This window comes from Luteimonas notoginsengisoli (assembly GCF_042648885.1).
Classification (GTDB): Bacteria; Pseudomonadota; Gammaproteobacteria; order Xanthomonadales; family Xanthomonadaceae; genus Luteimonas; species Luteimonas notoginsengisoli.
Genome location: NZ_JBHRYF010000001.1, coordinates 1,104,805 through 1,122,446, shown reverse-complemented (window position 1 = coordinate 1,122,446; position 17,642 = coordinate 1,104,805). Strand labels below are relative to the sequence as shown.

16 protein-coding genes are annotated in these 17,642 nt (G+C 67.9%); 15 read left to right on the top strand and 1 reads right to left on the bottom strand.

Features of this window, described 5'->3' with window-relative positions; translation table 11 throughout:
* Positions 1-8: 8 nt before the first annotated feature.
* Positions 9-1,418, bottom strand: a complete 1,410-nt coding sequence (locus tag ACFOM9_RS05255) for a class II fumarate hydratase (protein WP_386706944.1) — start codon at positions 1,416-1,418, stop codon at positions 9-11.
* A 394-nt stretch (positions 1,419-1,812) separates the two neighbouring features.
* On the opposite strand from ACFOM9_RS05255, the gene bamE reads away from it, so the two are divergent.
* From bamE to ACFOM9_RS05180, 15 genes are all read left to right on the top strand, one after another.
* Positions 1,813-2,163 carry an outer membrane protein assembly factor BamE domain-containing protein gene (gene bamE / locus ACFOM9_RS05250; protein ID WP_386706941.1) on the top strand — a complete coding sequence of 117 codons (351 nt, stop codon included), beginning with the start codon at positions 1,813-1,815 and terminating at the stop codon, positions 2,161-2,163.
* A 299-nt stretch (positions 2,164-2,462) separates the two neighbouring features.
* Entirely contained in the window at positions 2,463-3,854 is a 1,392-nt protein-coding gene (gene purB, locus ACFOM9_RS05245) for an adenylosuccinate lyase (protein WP_386706938.1), read from the top strand.
* Between the two features lie 27 nt (positions 3,855-3,881).
* Positions 3,882-4,373, top strand: a complete 492-nt coding sequence (locus ACFOM9_RS05240) for a DUF3060 domain-containing protein (protein WP_386706935.1) — start codon at positions 3,882-3,884, stop codon at positions 4,371-4,373.
* A gap of 107 nt (positions 4,374-4,480) precedes the next feature.
* Positions 4,481-4,678 carry a hypothetical protein gene (locus tag ACFOM9_RS05235; protein WP_386706932.1) on the top strand — a complete coding sequence of 66 codons (198 nt, stop codon included), beginning with the start codon at positions 4,481-4,483 and terminating at the stop codon, positions 4,676-4,678.
* A complete protein-coding gene (locus ACFOM9_RS05230; protein WP_386706929.1) occupies positions 4,675-5,079 on the top strand; it encodes a VOC family protein in 405 nt (134 codons plus the stop codon). Before ACFOM9_RS05235 ends, ACFOM9_RS05230 begins: the two co-directional genes overlap by 4 nt.
* Positions 5,080-5,196: 117 nt before the next feature.
* Positions 5,197-6,402 carry a JmjC domain-containing protein gene (locus tag ACFOM9_RS05225; RefSeq protein WP_386706926.1) on the top strand — a complete coding sequence of 402 codons (1,206 nt, stop codon included), beginning with the start codon at positions 5,197-5,199 and terminating at the stop codon, positions 6,400-6,402.
* Entirely contained in the window at positions 6,399-7,337 is a 939-nt protein-coding gene (locus tag ACFOM9_RS05220) for a GNAT family N-acetyltransferase (RefSeq protein WP_386706923.1), read from the top strand. Before ACFOM9_RS05225 ends, ACFOM9_RS05220 begins: the two co-directional genes overlap by 4 nt.
* 156 nt (positions 7,338-7,493) lie before the next feature.
* Positions 7,494-10,322, top strand: a complete 2,829-nt coding sequence (locus ACFOM9_RS05215; RefSeq protein ID WP_386706920.1) for a 2-oxoglutarate dehydrogenase E1 component — start codon at positions 7,494-7,496, stop codon at positions 10,320-10,322.
* A 56-nt stretch (positions 10,323-10,378) separates the two neighbouring features.
* Positions 10,379-11,623, top strand: a complete 1,245-nt coding sequence (sucB, locus tag ACFOM9_RS05210) for a dihydrolipoyllysine-residue succinyltransferase (protein ID WP_386706917.1) — start codon at positions 10,379-10,381, stop codon at positions 11,621-11,623.
* A 129-nt stretch (positions 11,624-11,752) separates the two neighbouring features.
* Positions 11,753-13,195: a dihydrolipoyl dehydrogenase gene (lpdA, locus tag ACFOM9_RS05205; protein WP_386706914.1), complete on the top strand. Its 1,443-nt coding sequence runs from the start codon at positions 11,753-11,755 to the stop codon at positions 13,193-13,195.
* A gap of 297 nt (positions 13,196-13,492) precedes the next feature.
* The gene (locus ACFOM9_RS05200; protein ID WP_386706911.1) at positions 13,493-14,086 is read left to right on the top strand and encodes an LOG family protein; all 594 of its coding nucleotides are present in this window, start codon (positions 13,493-13,495) and stop codon (positions 14,084-14,086) included.
* Between the two features lie 317 nt (positions 14,087-14,403).
* Positions 14,404-15,645, top strand: coding sequence for a TCR/Tet family MFS transporter (locus ACFOM9_RS05195; RefSeq protein ID WP_386706908.1), 1,242 nt, complete (start codon positions 14,404-14,406; stop codon positions 15,643-15,645).
* Between the two features lie 163 nt (positions 15,646-15,808).
* Positions 15,809-15,991, top strand: a complete 183-nt coding sequence (locus tag ACFOM9_RS05190) for a hypothetical protein (RefSeq protein ID WP_386706905.1) — start codon at positions 15,809-15,811, stop codon at positions 15,989-15,991.
* Positions 15,992-16,076: 85 nt separating this feature from the next.
* Complete coding sequence (locus tag ACFOM9_RS05185; RefSeq protein WP_386706902.1) at positions 16,077-17,078, top strand: SDR family oxidoreductase; 1,002 nt, start codon at positions 16,077-16,079, stop codon at positions 17,076-17,078.
* A gap of 58 nt (positions 17,079-17,136) precedes the next feature.
* On the top strand, positions 17,137-17,559 hold the full coding sequence (locus tag ACFOM9_RS05180; protein ID WP_386706899.1) for a low affinity iron permease family protein: 423 nt from the start codon (positions 17,137-17,139) through the stop codon (positions 17,557-17,559).
* Positions 17,560-17,642: the final 83 nt, after the last annotated feature.

Below are 17,642 nucleotides of genomic sequence, written 5' to 3'. Positions count from 1 at the left end.
CGCGGCCGTTACTCGCCTTGGATGCCGCCGCGCGTGAGCGCGACCGGATCCAGCAGTTTCTTCAGCCTGGCGGCGGGCAGCCCGCTGTCCTCCAGCGCGATCTCGAACACCGGCCGCCCTTCCCTGTAGGCGCGCTTGGCGATCGCGGCGGCCTTCTCGTAGCCGATGATCGGGTTGAGCGCGGTGACCAGGATCGGGTTGCGGTCCAGGGCGGCGGCCACCTTGTCGCGGCGCACCTGCATCCCGGCAATGGTGGTGTCGGCCAGCAGCCGCGAGACGCTGGCCAGCAGGCCGATGGAATCGAGCAGGTTCGCCGCGATCAGCGGCAGGGTCACGTTCAACTGGAAGTTGCCGGTCTGACCGGCGATCGTGATCGCGGTGTGGTGGCCCATCACCTGCGCGCAGACCATCACCGTCGCTTCGGGCACCACCGGGTTGACCTTGCCGGGCATGATCGAGCTGCCCGGCTGCAGCGCCGGCAATTCCAGTTCGCCCAGCCCGGCCAGCGGGCCGGAGTTCATCCAGCGCAGGTCGTTGGCGATCTTCATCAGGGCCACTGCGAGTGCGCTGAGCTGTCCGGACAGCTCGACCGCATCGTCCTGCGAGGCCAGGCCCTCGAACTTGTCGGCAGCCGATTCGAATTTGGTCTTCGAAAGCGCCGAGAGCGCCTGCGCCATCGCCTTGCCGAAGCGGGGGTCGGCGTTGATGCCGGTGCCGATCGCCGTACCGCCGATCGGCAGCCGCCGCAGGCGCTTCAGCGCGTCCTCGATCCGCGCCTGCGCCGAGGCCAGCTGCGACGACCACGCGCCGAGCTCCTGCGCGAAGGTCAGCGGCATCGCGTCCATCAGGTGGGTGCGACCGGTCTTGACGACCTTGCCAAAGGCGCGCGCGCGGCCGTCGATGGTGCTGCGCAGGTGCTTCAATGCGGGCAGCAGGTCCTCGACCACGGCGAGCTGCGCACTGACCCGGATCGCGGTGGGAATGACGTCATTGGAACTCTGCCCGAGGTTGACGTGGTCGTTCGGGTGGACGACGTGATTGCCCCGGGAACCGGGCTTCGCGGTGCGCGAGGCCAGGGTGGCGATCACCTCGTTGGCGTTCATGTTCGACGAGGTGCCCGAGCCGGTCTGGTAGATGTCGATGGGGAAATGCCGGTCATGCTCGCCCGCGGCGACCTGCATGGCGGCGCCGTGGATCGCCCTGGACACGCCTTTCGGCAACAGGCCGAGGTCGGCGTTGACCGAGGCGGCAGCCGCCTTCACCAGTCCCAGCGCGCGGATGAAACCGCGCGGCATCGGCCTGCCCGACACGGGGAAGTTCTGCACGGCGCGCTGCGTCTGCGCGCCCCACAGTGCCTCGGTGGGCACCTGGAGCTCGCCCATGCTGTCGTGTTCGGTCCGGTAGCGCTGCGTGGCCATGCTGTCCTCCTGGTGCAGGCGGTCAGGATACGCCGCTACCGCGAATGCTTCCGCAGCAGTGCCGAAGCCCGCGAGCCTCGGCGCCCGTTGCCGCGGCAGACAAACCGCGAAGAGCGGTCCAATGCACGTTCAGGGCGATGCCCCAATCGGCTTGGCAGGCGGCCGCACCGCGCACCCCGCAGGTTGTCGGAGGGCTTTACCGGCTTCGATGCGGTTGTCCCACGGGCCTGGATTCCCGGCTGGACGCCAGCCACGGACCGTCGTTGCGTTTTCGTGCAGCCCGTGTGGCACTGCATGGGGCTTGTGCTAGTTTGCTGGCGTCGGAGCTTCATTGCCTCGGCCACGATCAGGCAACGGACCGCTCTGGCAGAACTCAACCCAAACAAGGAACGTCATGAAGAATCTCTTCGCCATCATTGCACTCTCACTGCTCTTTTCTTCCGCCCACGCCGGAACCGGCTTCCTGTCGCATGAAAGCGGCATAGAGGTCACCCAGGACCAGTTCGACAGCGTGGAGATCGGCCGGACGCGGCGGGAGGATGTCGTCAGGGCAGTAGGCCATCCCAGTCGCAAGGAACAGCTGGGTGACAACCAGACCTGGTATTACGATTACGCGAAGATCCGCAGTTTTGGAAAGAACGTCAGCGAAGCCACCGTGTTCGAGTTCAACAAGGACGGGGTTGTCATCGAGAAGTACAAGACGGGCGGCAAGGCCGGCAATCCCCTGACGGACGCTGCCAGGTAGTCGCTCTGCCTGGAACCGCCATGGGCACGCAATTGCCCATGGCATCGTCGGCGATTCCCGTTGCACTGGCGCGGCGCCAATGCCGTAACCGCCAACGGTTGGAAGTCACGAAGTCACCAACCCCATCCGCTTCGAAGTGGCATCCGCTGGTCCAGGCTCCATCCCGTGCTTGCCCCCGGAATTACACGGCTTGCCAACCGCAGCCGACGGCGATTTCCTTCCGTGGAACCTGGCCGGGCCTCCGCTCGGTCGTTGACCCCCCTGTAGAATCCCGGGCAGCCTCGCTGCCTTGAATCGCCATGTCCGTTACCCCCCAGCTGCTCGCCCTGTCCCCGCTCGACGGCCGCTACGCCGGCAAGGTCGATGCGCTGCGGCCGATCTTCTCCGAATACGGCCTGCTAAAGGCGCGCGTGCGGGTGGAGGTGGAGTGGCTGCTTGCGCTGGCCGCGGAGCCCGCCATCGGAGAGCTCGCTCCCTTCGACGCCGACGCCGTCGCGCGCCTGCGCGCGCTGGCCGACGGCTTTTCCCTCGACGACGCCGCGCGGGTCAAGGAGATCGAACGCACGACCAACCACGACGTCAAGGCAGTCGAGTACTTCATCAAGGAACGGCTGAAGAGCCTGCCCCCGACTGGATCGGGAGACGCCGGGCTCGGCCAGGCAATGGAGTTCGTCCATTTCGCCTGCACCAGCGAGGACATCAACAACCTGTCCTACGCCCTGATGCTCGGCCAGGCGCGCGAGTCGGTGCTGCTGCCCAGGCTCGACACCCTGATCGCGGCCCTGCGGGCGATGGCGCACGAACACGCGGCGCTGCCGATGCTCTCGCGCACCCATGGCCAGACCGCATCGCCGACCACCGTCGGCAAGGAAATCGCCAACGTCGTCGCCCGCCTCCAGCGCCAGCGTGAACAGCTGGCCGCGGTGTCGCTCAGCGGCAAGATCAACGGCGCGGTGGGCAACTACAACGCCCATCTGGCGACGTACCCGGACGTGGACTGGCCGGCGTTCGCGCGCCGCTTCGTCGAATCGCTGGGCCTGGACTTCAACCCCTACACCACGCAGATCGAGCCGCACGACTGCATCGCGGAGATCTGCGACGCGCACCGGCGCATCGACACCATCTGCATCGACCTGTGCCGCGACGTCTGGGGCTATATCTCGCTGGGCTACTTCAAACAGGCGGTCAAGGCTGGCGAAGTCGGCAGTTCCACCATGCCGCACAAGGTCAATCCGATCGATTTCGAGAACGCCGAGGGCAACTTCGGCATCGCGAGCGCGCTGTTCGAGCACTTCGCGATCAAGCTGCCCGTCAGCCGCTGGCAGCGCGACCTGACCGACTCCACCGTGCTGCGTGCGCTCGGGACCGCGTTCGGCCACGCGCTGATCGGGTACGACGCGCTCCTTCGCGGCCTGGGCAAGCTGTCGGCCAACCCGCAACGGCTCGCCGCCGACCTCGACGCCTCCTGGGAAGTGCTGGCCGAAGCCGTGCAGACCGTGATGCGTCGCCATGGCCTGCCCAATCCTTACGAGCAGCTCAAGGCGTTGACCCGCGGCCGGGGCATCACGGAGGATTCGATGCGCGCGTTCATCGCCTCGCTCGAGCTGCCCGATGCCGACAGGCAGCGCCTGCTGGCGCTGTCCCCGGCTAGGTATATCGGACTGGCCGACCGGCTGGCCCGCGACATCTGACCCCGTCAACGTCATCTGGACCTGCCCATGCACCGAATCGCCTTGCTTGCGCTGTTTGCCTCGACTTTGACTGGCTGCCAGGAGGCCGCGCCCGGAAGCGCGGGCGCTGTCGTCGAGACTGCTGGCGGCGCGATCGTCGATCCGGCCAGCGGCGCCAGTTGCGCCGGACACGACGTGCGCCTGACGCACGACGATTTCCGCCTGGTCCTCGAGGGCGACTGCGGCGAAATCACGGTGACCGGCAGCAACGGATCGCTCAACGTGACGCATGCCCGTTCGCTGCAGGTGGCCGGCGATCGGGTGACCGTGATCAACGAACGCGTCGACACCGCTCTGGTAACCGGTCGCAACGTCACGCTCAACCTCACCCAGGTCGGCCAGGCCGAACTGGGCGGCAGCGACAACCTGCTGATGGCCAGGCAGGTGGACAAGCTGCGTTTCACCGGAAACGACAATACGGCCAACGTGAACAACGTCGGCGCCGTCGAGGACAGCGGTCGCGGCAACAAGGTGCTCTGATCGCCGACCCGGCGTTGCCGCCCTTCGCGCATACCGCGCGCGCCGGCGACGCCGCACCGGCCGCATCCTCATCCGGGCTCGTGCCCCGGCGCTCGCCAGGGGCGACAATGGCGGCCCATTCCGTCCTCTGGGCCGCCATGGCACGCCCGCATACCGCTCTCCCCATCGAAGTCGGCACCGGCGCGTGGCAGCCGCTGGACATCACGCCACTGCTACCGATCGGCGACCGCTTTCACGGGCGCCGCGACTTCAAGCTTGCAGACCCGTCGGTCTTCGAACTGCGCTTTGCGCAGGCGCTGGCATGAAGTTGCTGCTCAACATCGACGTTCCGGACCTTGCCGCCGCGGAAGCGTTTTACATCGCCGCCTTCGGTCTGGCACCTGCCCGCCGCTTCGGCGAGGACGTCGTGGAGCTGACGGGTGCACCGGTGCCGCTCTACCTCCTGCGCAAGGCTGCCGACAGCGCGGCCTATGCCCCGGCCGACCGCGACTACACTCGCCACTGGACGCCATTGCATTGCGACGTGGTGGTCGAAGACCTCGAAGCCGCCCTGGCCCGCGCGCTGTCGGCCGGCGCCATCGGCGAAGGCGCCATCCGCGAAGCGGTGTGGGGCCGCATCGTGCAGCTTGCCGATCCCTTCGGGCATGGCTGGTGCCTGCTCGAGTTCCGCGGACGCGGATACGACGAGATCGCAGATCCACGATAGCGACATCGTGTTGCTCGGGCCGCCAATGCACCGGTGCTGCGCCGCCGGCGTGGGCACGGCCGACATCCGTCACGCATCGGCGCGACAATAGGCCTCCGACGACTCCCGGACTCCTGAATGGCACGTCCCCGCCCCACCCCCTCCATCGAAGTCGAAGGTTCGGCGCAGCAGCCGCTGGGCATGCCGGCCGCCGACTTCCTGCGCGACTACTGGCAGAAGAAGCCGCTGCTGATCCGCAATGCGTTCCCGGGCTTCGTCTCGCCGATCGAGCCCGAGGACCTGGCGGGCCTGGCCTGCGAGGAAGCCGCGCTGTCCCGGCTGGTCCGGCACGATCGCGAGCACGATGCGTGGCAGGTGCGGCACGGGCCGTTCGACGAAGAGGAATTCCCCGGCCTCGGCGACCGCGACTGGACGCTGCTGGTGCAGGACGTCGACAAGTGGGACGCCGACATCGCGGCCCTGCTGCCGAATTTCGACTTCCTGCCCCGCTGGCGCATCGACGACGTGATGGTCAGCTTCGCCGCGACCGGCGGATCGGTCGGCGCGCACATCGACCAGTACGACGTGTTCCTGCTGCAGGCGCAGGGCCATCGCCGCTGGCAGATCGACACGCAGGAAGCGCCCCCCCTGCACTTCCGCAAGGATGTCGAACTCAGGATGCTGCAGCGCTTCACCCCCGACCACGACTGGGTGCTCGGCCCGGGCGACATGCTGTACCTGCCGCCGGGCGTGCCGCACCACGGCGTCGCCGAGGATGCCTGCCTGACGTTTTCGGTCGGCATGCGCGCGCCCTCGGCGGCGGAACTGCTTGGCGACTTCGTCGACACCCTGGCATCGGAAGCGGACGACGGCCTGCGCTACGCCGACCCGGACCTCGCGCCGGCCAAGGACGCCAACGAGATCGACGCCGCGGCGATGCAGCGCGCGGTCGAGGCGCTGAACGTGCTGCGGATGAACGATCCCGAGCGGCTCGGCGACTGGTTCGGCCGCTTCATCACGCTGTACCGCAGCAGCGGCGAGGCGATGCCGGCCGAGGACGGGCGCTCGCGGATCGAGATCGAATGGGACCTCCAGCAGGGCCACGTGCTGCATCGCCACCCGTGGACGCGCATGGCCTGGCGGCGCTCGGCGCGCGCGGCCCGGCTGTACGCCGCTGGCCACGTCCATGCCCTGCCCGTCCGCGACGCGCAGTCGATCGCGTCCATGCCCGCGCTCGACGGCCCGGCGTACGCGAAGCTTTCGGACCGCGGCCGCGATGCGGTCTACGACCTCCTGCTCGGCGGGCACTACCACCTCGTCGGCCCGGACGGCCACGCGCCATGAGCACCGTTGCATCACGCGGGCCATTCCGGATCGACGACGTCGCGTTCGACGACGCAGCCGACGCGCTGCTCGCCGTGCGCGAAACGGTGTTCGTGCTGGAGCAGAACGTCCCGCTCGAAGAAGAGCGCGACGCGCTCGACCCCCAGTGCCGGCACGTCGTCGCGCGCGACCGGGGCGGCGCCGCGATCGGCACCGGCCGGCTGGTGCCGCCGCGCGACGGCGACGCCCCCGCGTGCATCGGACGCATGGCGGTGCTGCGCGAATGGCGCGGCGCGGGCGTCGGCGACGCGATGCTGCAGGCCTTGCTGCGGCAGGCGCGCCAGCAAGGCTGGAACGACATCGCCCTCAACGCGCAGGTATCGGCGCAGTCGTTCTATGCCCGCCATGGCTTCGTGCCGGTCGGCGAGCGCTTCGTCGAAGCCGGCATCGGGCACCAGGCGATGCGGCGCCGGATCGACCGGCCGCAGGCGATCGACGGGCGCGACGCGGCCATTGCCGTCACCGCCGGCCTGATCCGCCAGGCACGGCGCAAGCTGTGCGTCTACAGCCGCGAACTCGATCCGGGCCTGCTCGACGCGCCGCGCGTGCTGGAGGCGATGCGCGACCTGTGCACCCGCGGTGCCGGCATCCAGGTCCAGGTCCTGCTGCAGGACGCCGCCACGCCGCAGCGCGCACTGGCTCCGCTGCTGGCGCTCGCGCAGCGCTTGCCGAGCGTGATCGCGTTCCGCGAGGTCGCCGACCCGGTCGATCGCGGCTACCCCTCGGCCTACCTGGCCAACGACGATGGTGGCTACTACTTCCGCCCCCTGGGCCACCGCCTCGAAGGCGAAGCCGAAACCGGTGCCGGCGGCCGTGCCCGACAGCTGGCCGAGCAGTTCCGCCCGGTCTGGGAACGGTCGCGACCGTGCAGCGAATACCGGGCCCTGGGCCTGTGAGCGTGCCTCCGGGCAACGCTGCGTCCCCCCGCGTGATGCACTGCGGCACGACCAGCGGCTATAATCGGAGTTCTTTCCCGAGCCGTTCCACGGGCCAGCGAAAATCCCGTCGAATCAGGCATTTGCCCTCCCCTTTTCGAGCCGATTACGCCCGACGTGGACAGTCTCCTGAAGCAGTTTGCGCAGTCCTCCCAGCTTGGCTCCAACGCCGCCTACATCGAGGACCTGTACGAGCAGTACCTGGTTGCCCCGGACAGCGTGGGGGCGCAGTGGAAGGCGTGGTTCGATGGTTTCAAGGGCCGCGAAGCCGGGGACATCCCGCATTCGGCAGTGATCCGCAACGTCGCCGCGGCGGGCCGCGCGGCCGCGCGCGGCGTCGCGACCTCGCAGGGCGCAGGCGATGAGCGCGAGCGCAATGTCGGCCGCCTGATCACCGCCTACCGCTCGCGTGGCCACCTCGGCGCGGCGCTGGATCCACTGGCGATGCAGGACAAGCCGGAGGCCCCGGACCTGGGACTGGCCTTCCATCGCCTGTCCGAGAGCGACCTGTCCAGCGAGTTCAGCACCGGCGGCGTGGGCGGCAACGCGCGGATGAAGCTGGGCGATCTGCTCGCGCGGCTCAAGGCGACGTATACCGGCCCGATCGGGGCCGAGTTCATGCACATCACCGATGCCGAGCAGCGCCGCTGGATCTACGAGCGGCTGGAAGCGGCCGGCGGCGACTACGGGCGCACGCCCGACGACAAGCGCCGCATCCTCGAGCGCCTGACCGCGGCCGAAGGCCTGGAGCGCTACCTCCACACCAAGTACGTCGGCCAGAAGCGCTTCTCGCTCGAAGGCGGCGACGCGATGATCCCGCTGCTCGACAACGTGGTGCGGCGCGCCGGCGAGAACGGCGTCAAGGACATCGTCATCGGCATGGCCCACCGCGGCCGGCTCAACGTGCTGGTGAACACGCTCGGCAAGTCGCCGCGCAAGCTGTTCGACGAGTTCGAGGGCAAGTTCGAGCACGCCCACGACGACCGCGCACACACCGGCGACGTCAAGTACCACATGGGCTTTTCGGCCGACATCGCCACGCCAGGCGGCCCGGTTCACCTGGCGCTGGCGTTCAACCCCTCGCACCTGGAAATCGTCGACCCGGTGGTCGCCGGGTCCGTGCGCTCGCGCCAGCATCGCCGCGGTGATACCGAACGCAAGCAGGTGTTGCCGATCCTGCTGCACGGCGACGCCGCGTTCGCGGGGCAAGGCGTGGTGATGGAGCTGTTCCAGATGTCGCAGGCGCGCGGATTCGCCGTCGGCGGCACCGTGCACATCGTCATCAACAACCAGGTGGGCTTCACCACCAGCGCCGCCGAGGATGCGCGCTCGACGCTTTACTGCACAGACGTGGCCAAGATGGTCGGCGCGCCGGTGCTGCACGTGAACGGCGACGATCCCGAAGCGGTGGTCTTCTGCGCCGAGCTCGCGTTCGATTTCCGCCAGCGCTTCGGCAAGGACGTGGTCATCGACCTGGTCTGCTACCGCCGCCACGGCCACAACGAGGCCGACGAGCCGGCGGCGACCCAGCCGCTGATGTACAAGACGATCCGCGCACACAAGACCACCCGCGAGCTGTACGCCCAGCGGCTGGCCGCGGCCGGCACGCTGGCCGAGGGCGATGCGCAGAAGATCGTCGACGACTATCGCGACACGCTCGACGCGGGCAAGGTCACCACCGAACTGGCCACGGTCACGCCCGACGAATTCACCATCGACTGGTCGACCTACCTGTCGGGCAAGCTGTCCGACCCGGTCGACACCACCGTCGTGCGCGCCAAGCTCGACGAGCTGGCCCACGCGATCAACACGATCCCCGACGAGATCGTGCTGCATCCGCGCGTGGCCAAGATCTATGAGGACCGCCGCAAGATGGCGGCCGGTGAACAGCCCGGTGACTGGGGCTTCGCCGAGAACCTGGCCTACGCCACCCTGCTCGACGAAGGCCACAAGCTGCGCCTGGTCGGCCAGGACAGCGGGCGCGGCACGTTCTTCCATCGCCACGCGGTGCTGCACGATCAGAAGAGCGACGCCCAGTACCTGCCGTTGCAGCAACTCGTCGAGAATCCCGAGGACGCGATCGTCATCGACTCGCTGCTCAGCGAGGAAGCGGTGATGGCGTTCGAATACGGTTACTCCACCGCCGATCCCGACACGCTCGACATCTGGGAAGGCCAGTTCGGCGACTTCGCCAACGGCGCGCAGGTGGTGATCGACCAGTTCATCAGTTCCGGCGAGGCCAAGTGGAACCGCCTGTGCGGCATGGCGCTGTTCCTGCCGCACGGCTACGAGGGCCAGGGGCCGGAACACAGCTCGGCGCGCCTGGAGCGTTTCCTGCAGCTGTGCGCGCTGGACAACATGCTGGTCTGCGTGCCGACCACGCCGGCCCAGGCCTTCCACATGATCCGCCGGCAGATGCGCATGGACACGCGCAAGCCGCTGGTGGTGATGACGCCCAAGTCGCTGCTGCGCCACAAGCTGGCGGTGTCGTCGCTGGACGAACTGGCCAAGGGCAGCTTCCAGCACCTGATCGCCGACAGCACCAGCAGCCCCAAGAAGGCCAGGCGCGTGGTGCTGTGTTCGGGCAAGGTCTATTACGACCTGCTCGAAGACATGCACAAGCGCGAGGCCGACGACGTCGCGCTGATCCGCGTCGAGCAGCTGTATCCGTTCCCGCGCGAACTGCTTGCCGCCGAGCTCAAGCGCTACGCCAAGGCGGCCGACGTCGTCTGGTGCCAGGAAGAGCCGCACAACCAGGGCGCGTGGTACCAGATCCGCCACCACCTGGTCGCCTGCCTGGCAGCCGGGCAGTCGCTGCATTACGCCGGGCGTTCGCGCTCGCCGTCGCCCGCGGTCGGCCACTTCAACGACCACGTCGTCGAGCAGAAGCAGCTGGTGGCCGACGCGCTGGTCAACCCGCTCGACGGCGAAGTCGCCGCCGAGTAGCCCGTCTTCCCCTTTCGACCTCCCCTTTCAACGTTTCCATCAGGACTCCGCCCACCATGGCCACCGAAATCAAAGTCCCGGTCCTTCCCGAATCCGTTTCCGACGCCACCATCGCGTCGTGGCACAAGAAGGTGGGCGATGCGGTCAAGCGCGACGAAAACCTGGTCGACCTCGAAACCGACAAGGTCGTGCTCGAGGTCCCTTCGACCGTCGACGGCGTGATCAAGGAACTCCGGTTCGAGGAAGGCGCCACCGTCACCAGCCAGCAGGTCATCGCGGTGATCGAGGAAGGCGCCGCCGCCGAAGCTCCGAAGCAGGACGCGAAGGCCGAGAAGCCGGCCAACGACAAGCAGACGGACGCCCCGGCCACCACGCCGCAGAAGCCCGCCGCGGGCGCCGAGGAGGTCCAGCCCAAGTCCACCGCCGGCAAGCCGGGCGCTTCGGCGAATACAGGCGACCTCCCGCCCGGCGCACGCTTCACCGCGGTGAAGGAAGGCGTCGATCCGGCCCAGGTCGAAGGCACCGGCCGCCGCGGCGCGGTGACCAAGGAAGACATCGTCAACTACGCCAGCGGCAAGACCGCCGGCGTGTCCGGCGGCGCCCGTCCGGAAGAGCGCGTGCCGATGACCCGCATCCGCAAGCGCATCGCCGAGCGCCTGATGCAGTCGAAGAACTCGATTGCCATGCTCACCTCCTTCAACGAGGTCAACCTGGCCAACGTCATGGCCATGCGCAAGGCGCTGCAGGACGACTTCACGAAGGCCAACGGCATCAAGCTCGGCTTCATGAGCTTCTTCGCCAAGGCCGCCGCCAGCGCGCTGCAGAAGTACCCGGCGGTCAATGCCTCGGTCGACGGCGAGGACATCATCTACCACGGCTACGCCGACATCTCGATCGCGGTGTCCACCGACCGCGGGCTGGTCACGCCGGTGCTGCGCAACGTCGAGCGGATGTCGTTCGCCGATGTCGAAAAGGGCATCGACGGCTACGCCAGGGCCGCGCGCGAGGGTGGCCTGAAGCTCGAGGACCTGCAGGGCGGCACGTTCACCATCACCAACGGCGGCACCTTCGGTTCGCTGATGTCGACGCCGATCGTCAACCCGCCGCAGTCGGCGATCCTGGGCATGCACACGATCAAGGAGCGCCCGATCGTCGAGAACGGCCAGGTCGTCGCCGCCCCGATGATGTACATCGCGCTGAGCTACGACCACCGCATCATCGACGGCAAGGACGCGGTGCTGTTCCTGGTCGACATCAAGAACCAGCTCGAGAATCCGCACCGCATGCTGCTTGGCATGTGACTGTCTGCTTCCCCTCCACGGGGAAGACCGGGATGGGGACGGGTTTCCCCGTCCGCGCCGGAAGGCAACCCATCCCCACCTTAACCCTCCCCCTTTGACGGGGAGGGAACCAGGAACAAGGACCACGCAATGAGCGAACAACTGAATTTCGACGTCGTCGTCATCGGCGGCGGCCCCGCCGGCTACCACGCCGCGATCCGCGCCGCGCAGCTGGGCATGAAGGTCGCCTGCATCGATGCCGCGCTCGGCAAGGACGGCAAGCCGGCGCTCGGCGGCACCTGCCTGCGCGTGGGCTGCATCCCGTCCAAGGCGCTGCTCGACTCCTCGCGCCAGTACTGGAACATGGGTCACCTGTTCGACCAGCACGGCATCAGCTTCAAGGACGCGAAGATGGACGTGGCCAAGATGGTCGGCCGCAAGGACGCCATCGTGAAGCAGTTCACCGGCGGCATCGCGGCGCTGTTCAAGGCCAACAAGGTCACGGCCTTCTACGGCTTCGGCCAGCTGCAGCCGGGCAACGTGGTGAAGGTCAAGCAGCATGACGGATCCGAGGTCGAGCTCAAGGCCGCCAACGTCGTCCTCGCGGCCGGCTCGGACTCGATCGAGCTGCCGTTCGCGAAGTTCGACGGCGAATACATCGTCGACAACGTCGGCGCGCTCGACTTCACCGAGGTGCCCAAGCGCCTGGGCGTGATCGGCGCCGGCGTGATCGGGCTGGAACTGGGCAGCGTGTGGAAGCGCCTGGGCGCCGAGGTCACCGTGCTCGAAGCCCTGCCCGACTTCCTTGCCGCCGCCGACGCCGAGGTTGCCAAGACCGCCGCGCGCGAATTCAAGAAGCAGGGCCTGGACATCCGCCTGGGGGCCAAGGTTTCCAGAACCGAAGTCACCGGCAAGGGCAAGAAGAAGGAAGTCGTCGTCACCTACACCGACAAGGACGGCGAGCAGACGATCACCTTCGACAAGCTGCTGGTCGCCGTCGGCCGCCGCGCCGCGAGCCGCGGCCTGCTGGCCGAAGGCACCGGCGTGAAGCTCGACCAGCGCGGCGTGATCGAGGTCGACGCGCACTGCCACACCGGGGTCGATGGCGTCTGGGCGGTCGGCGACTGCGTCCGCGGTCCGATGCTGGCGCACAAGGGCTTCGAGGAAGGCATCGCGGTGGCCGAGCTGATCGCCGGCCTGCCCGGCCACGTCAACTACGACACCATCCCCTGGGTCATCTACACCGAGCCGGAGATCGCCTGGGTCGGCAAGACCGAGCAGCAGCTCAAGGAAGACGGCACGCCGTACAAGACCGGCAGCTTCCCGTTCGCCGCGCTCGGCCGCGCCGTGGCCATGGCCGAACCGGCCGGCTTCGTGAAGGTGATCGCGCACGCCGAGACCGACCGCGTGCTCGGCCTGCACCTGGTTGGCGTGGGCGTGTCCGAACTGGTGCACGAAGGCGTGCTCACCATGGAGTTCAAGGGCTCCGCGGACGACCTCGCGCGCATCTGCCATGCCCACCCGACCCTGTCCGAGTCGATCCACGACGCGGCGATGGCGGTGGACAAGCGGGCGATCCACAAGGCGAACTGACGTTCGCCTTGCACCCATGATTTGCCATGCAAATCAAGGACCCCAAAGCATGCCGCCATCCCCGCCCCTTCGCGCCTTCGGCGCGAACCGCCCCCAACTTGGGGGCTGGGGCGAAAGCCGGGTGAGAGGAGAATCAGGCTTGTCATCTCGAGCGCAGCGAGAGATCCACCCTCGACAGGCCAAGATTCCTCACTGCGTTCGGAATGACACGGGCAAGGCGAAGCGCACGAGTATTCCGCCATCGGATCGGGGCTTTTGCTCCAGCATCCCCCATTCCTCATTCCATATTCCCGCCCCATGAAAAGCATCTGCGTCTACTGCGGCTCCAACGCCGGCATCCGCCCCGCCTACGCGCAGCGCGCGCGTGCGCTGGGCCTGCGCCTGGCCAGGGAGAACCTGGCGCTGGTCTACGGCGGCGGCAACGTGGGATTGATGGGCATCGTCGCCGACGCGGTGCTGGAAGGTGGTGGCGAGGTCATTGGCGTGATCCCGCAGCAGCTGGTGGACCTGGAAGTCGCGCACCACGGCGTGACCAAGCTGGAGGTCGTCGGCTCGATGCATGAGCGCAAGGCGCGCATGTTCGACCTGTCAGACGCCTTCGTCGCCCTGCCCGGCGGTTTCGGCACGCTCGACGAGATGTTCGAGATGCTCACCTGGCGCCAGCTCGGGCTAGGCGAGAAGCCATGCGCGTTCCTCGACGTCGACGACTTCTACGATCCGCTGCTGGCGATGATCGACCGCATGGTCGCCGAACGCTTCCTGCATCCGGACCAGCGCGCCGACCTGTGGCACGGCGACGACATCGACGGGCTGTTCTCGTGGCTCGACAGCTACAAGCCCGCGCACGCACTCAAGTGGCTTGATGCCAAGCGCAAGAGCGGGCTGCGCTGAGCCAGCCCTGGTTCCACCGGCCGGTCACGGATCCGCGTCGCGCGCGACTCGTATCGGCCAATCGCCCTGGCACGCACCATCCCCGCGTGGACACCGCCGCGCGCGCCTGTGGCGGGCCCATCCCGCCATCGTGTAGCATCGCGCCCCTTGTTCGCCAAGGGGCAGCAACCATGCGGATTGTCGCCAACACCTGAAGCCTCGCTTCCCCCTGCCCCACGGGCCGGGAACGTCCACTGCATCTCCGCCGCCGCGCGGAGTCCGCCGTGCATCCGCACGCTGCGCCGACAAGCCGGCGCATATCCCGGAAAACCAGACCCATGTCCCCTGTCGCCTTCCGCGCCAGCAAGGCCGCGATCGCCTTCATCCTCGTCACCGCCATGCTCGATGTCCTGTCGATGGGCATCGTCATCCCGGTGCTGCCCACGCTGATCGAACAGTTCACCGGCTCCAATGCGCGCGCCGGCATCATCAATGGCGTGTTCGTCGCGCTCTGGGCGCTGATGCAGTTCGTCGCCTCGCCTGTCATCGGCTCGTTATCGGACCAGCACGGCCGGCGTCCGGTGATCCTGATCTCCACCGCGGGCCTGGCGATCGACTATGTGCTCATGGCGGTGGCCCCCGACCTTTGGTGGCTGGCCCTGGGCCGGATCATCGCCGGCGTGACCTCGGCCAGTTTCACGACCGCGTTCGCCTACATGGCCGACATCACCGAGCCCGAGCATCGCGCCCGCGGATACGGCCTCATTGGCGCGGCCTTCAGCGCTGGCTTCGTCGCAGGCCCCTTGCTGGGCGGCGTACTGGGCGAATGGTCGCCGCGAGCGCCGTTCTGGGCCGCCGCGGCACTCAGTGGCGTCGCCTTCCTGTACGGCGCCTTCGTGCTGCCCGAGTCGCTGCCGCCAGACAAGCGCATGGCGTTTTCTTGGAAGCGCGCCAATCCGCTGGGCGCGCTGCGCCTCCTGCGCTCGCACCCCGAGCTGACCGGGCTTGCCGGGGTCAACTTCCTGCTCTACTTCGCGCACCACGTGTTCTCCGCGGTGTTCGTGCTCTATGCCGGCTACCGCTACGGCTGGAGTCCGTGGCAGGTGGGCGTGCTGCTGGCGACGGTGGGCGTGCTCGACATGCTGGTGCAGGGCGTGCTGGTCGGCCCCGCGGTGAAGCGCCATGGCGATCGCCGGGTGATGATCACCGGACTGTGCTTCGGCGCGGTCGGCATCGCCTGCATGGGCCTGGCGCCGACCGGACTGCTGTTTGCGCTGGCGATGCTGCCCAACGCGCTGGGGGGACTGGCGATGCCGACCCTCCAGTCGTTGATGACCAGGCGCGTGTCGGAATCGGAACAGGGCCAGCTGCAGGGCGCCAACAACAGCGTCGGCGCGATCGCCGGCGTGCTGTCGCCGCTGTTCTTCGGCGCGGTGTATGCGGTATCGGTTGGCCCGGAAGCCTGGTTCCCGCATCCGGGCACCGCGTTCCTGATCGCATCCGCGGTCCTGCTCGGCGCGGCGGTCATCGGCTGGCGCGTCGCCCGGGGCACGCGACTGTCCGCATCGGCGACATCCTGAACCCCGCCACCGGTGCACGCCGGCGTTCGCATCGCCGATGAACTTTTGACATCGCGCCAACGGTGCCCGGGAGATATTGATGCCCGGGTCGCCGTTGGGCGGACCGTCGCGCATGGCCGGCACGCGCAGTTGCATTCGCCGGCCCCGAACATCGGAGCCAAGCATGAACATCATCCGCGATCGCAAGGACCCACCGCCCCAGGGCAGCGAGTGTCCGCCCGAAACGCCTGCGGATCGCAAGCATCGCAAGCAGCACGAAAGCGACAACCAGGACGAGGCGCTCGACGAGACCTTCCCCGCCAGCGATCCGGCCTCGCCGTTCATCCCGGCCAAGACTCCGGAATGACATCACGCGCGTCGTCGCGACAGGTCACGTCGCAACGACGCGCTCCAATCTAACGTCCTTGCATCGAAACGTCGGAGACGCAGGCATGGCAGCGACGGCAAAGGCAAGACCCGCAAAGGCAGGCGCCAGCGCCGCGGCACGCCAGCGGGCGATGCAGGCGCAAGCGGACGCGAAGGCAAAAAAGAAGCCCGCAAAAAAGGCGGCGACGAAGAAGGTCGTGCAGGCCGGCACTCGCAAGCAGCCGGAAAATCCGATGCCTGCCCAGCACCTGGCCAAGCCCGGCAACGAACACGAGCTGGAGCTGCAGCCGCGGTTCCTCGCGCCCGACTATGTCGGTAGCGGCAAGCTCGAGGGCATGGCGGCCATCATCACCGGCGGCGATTCAGGCATCGGCCGCGCGGTAGCGGTGCTGTTCGCGCGCGAAGGCGCGGACGTGGCGGTGTTCTACCTCGACGAACACGCCGATGCGAAGGAAACCAAGCGCTGCGTCGAAGCCGAAGGCCGACGTTGCGTGCTCCAGGCCGGCGACGTCGGCGACCCGGCCTTCTGCGACGCAGCCGTGCGCAAGGCGGTCAAGGCCCTGGGCCGGCTCGACGTGCTGGTCAACAACGCCGCGTTCCAGCTGCACGCCAAGGACATCGCGGACATCACCGACGCGCGCCTGCAGGAAACGCTGCGGACCAACATCGGCGGCTACTTCAACATGGCCCGCGCGGCCCTGGAACACATGGAAGAAGGTGCCTGCATCATCAACACCGGCTCGGAAACCGGCATCTTCGGCAATCCCGGTCTGCTCGACTATTCCGCAACCAAGGGCGCGATCCACGCATTCACGCTGTCGCTGGCCTCCAACCTCCTGGGCCGAGGCATCCGCGTCAATGCGGTGGCCCCGGGCCCGGTCTGGACACCGCTCAACCCGGCCGACAAGCCCGCCAAGGAGATTCCGGAGTTCGGCAAGGAAAGCGACATGGGGCGGCCCGCCCAACCGCAGGAAATTTCCCCGGCGTATGTCTTCCTCGCCTCTCCCGTGACCGCCTCCTACGTCAACGGCGTCGTCCTGCCCGTGATGGGTGGGCCGCGCGGGTGAGCTGTATCGGTCCCGGCATCGCCGCTTTCCCGCAACGCTCATCGGCTACGAGGCGCGCATGAAGTTCTCCACCGCATTCACCCGCTTCGCGCAGTCCGCGGCGCGCTTCACCGGCAGGCCGCTGTGCTTCGCACTCGCGGCTACCCTGATCGTGGTCTGGGCGCTGACCGGGCCGATCTTCCAGTTCAACAACACCTGGCAGCTGGTGATCAACACCGGCACCACCATCGTGACCTTCCTGATGGTGTTCCTGATCCAGAACACGCAGAACCGCGATACCGAGGCGCTGCACATCAAGATCGACGAGCTGATCCGCGCCACGGCTTCGGCGAACAATACCCTGCTCGCCCTCGAGGAGCTGGACGATGACGCGGTGGAGAAGCAGCGCCAGCGCTTCGCCGAACTCGCCAGGAACGCCCGCAAGGAACGTGCGCGCAAGGGCTGTCGCGACGGGGACGTCGAGCCCCAGCCCGACGACTGAGCCATCGACTGCTGCCGCGGTCGGGGCGCGGCAGGCTGGCGCGATGTCGATCCCCGCGCACGTGCTTCGTCGTATCCGGGAGA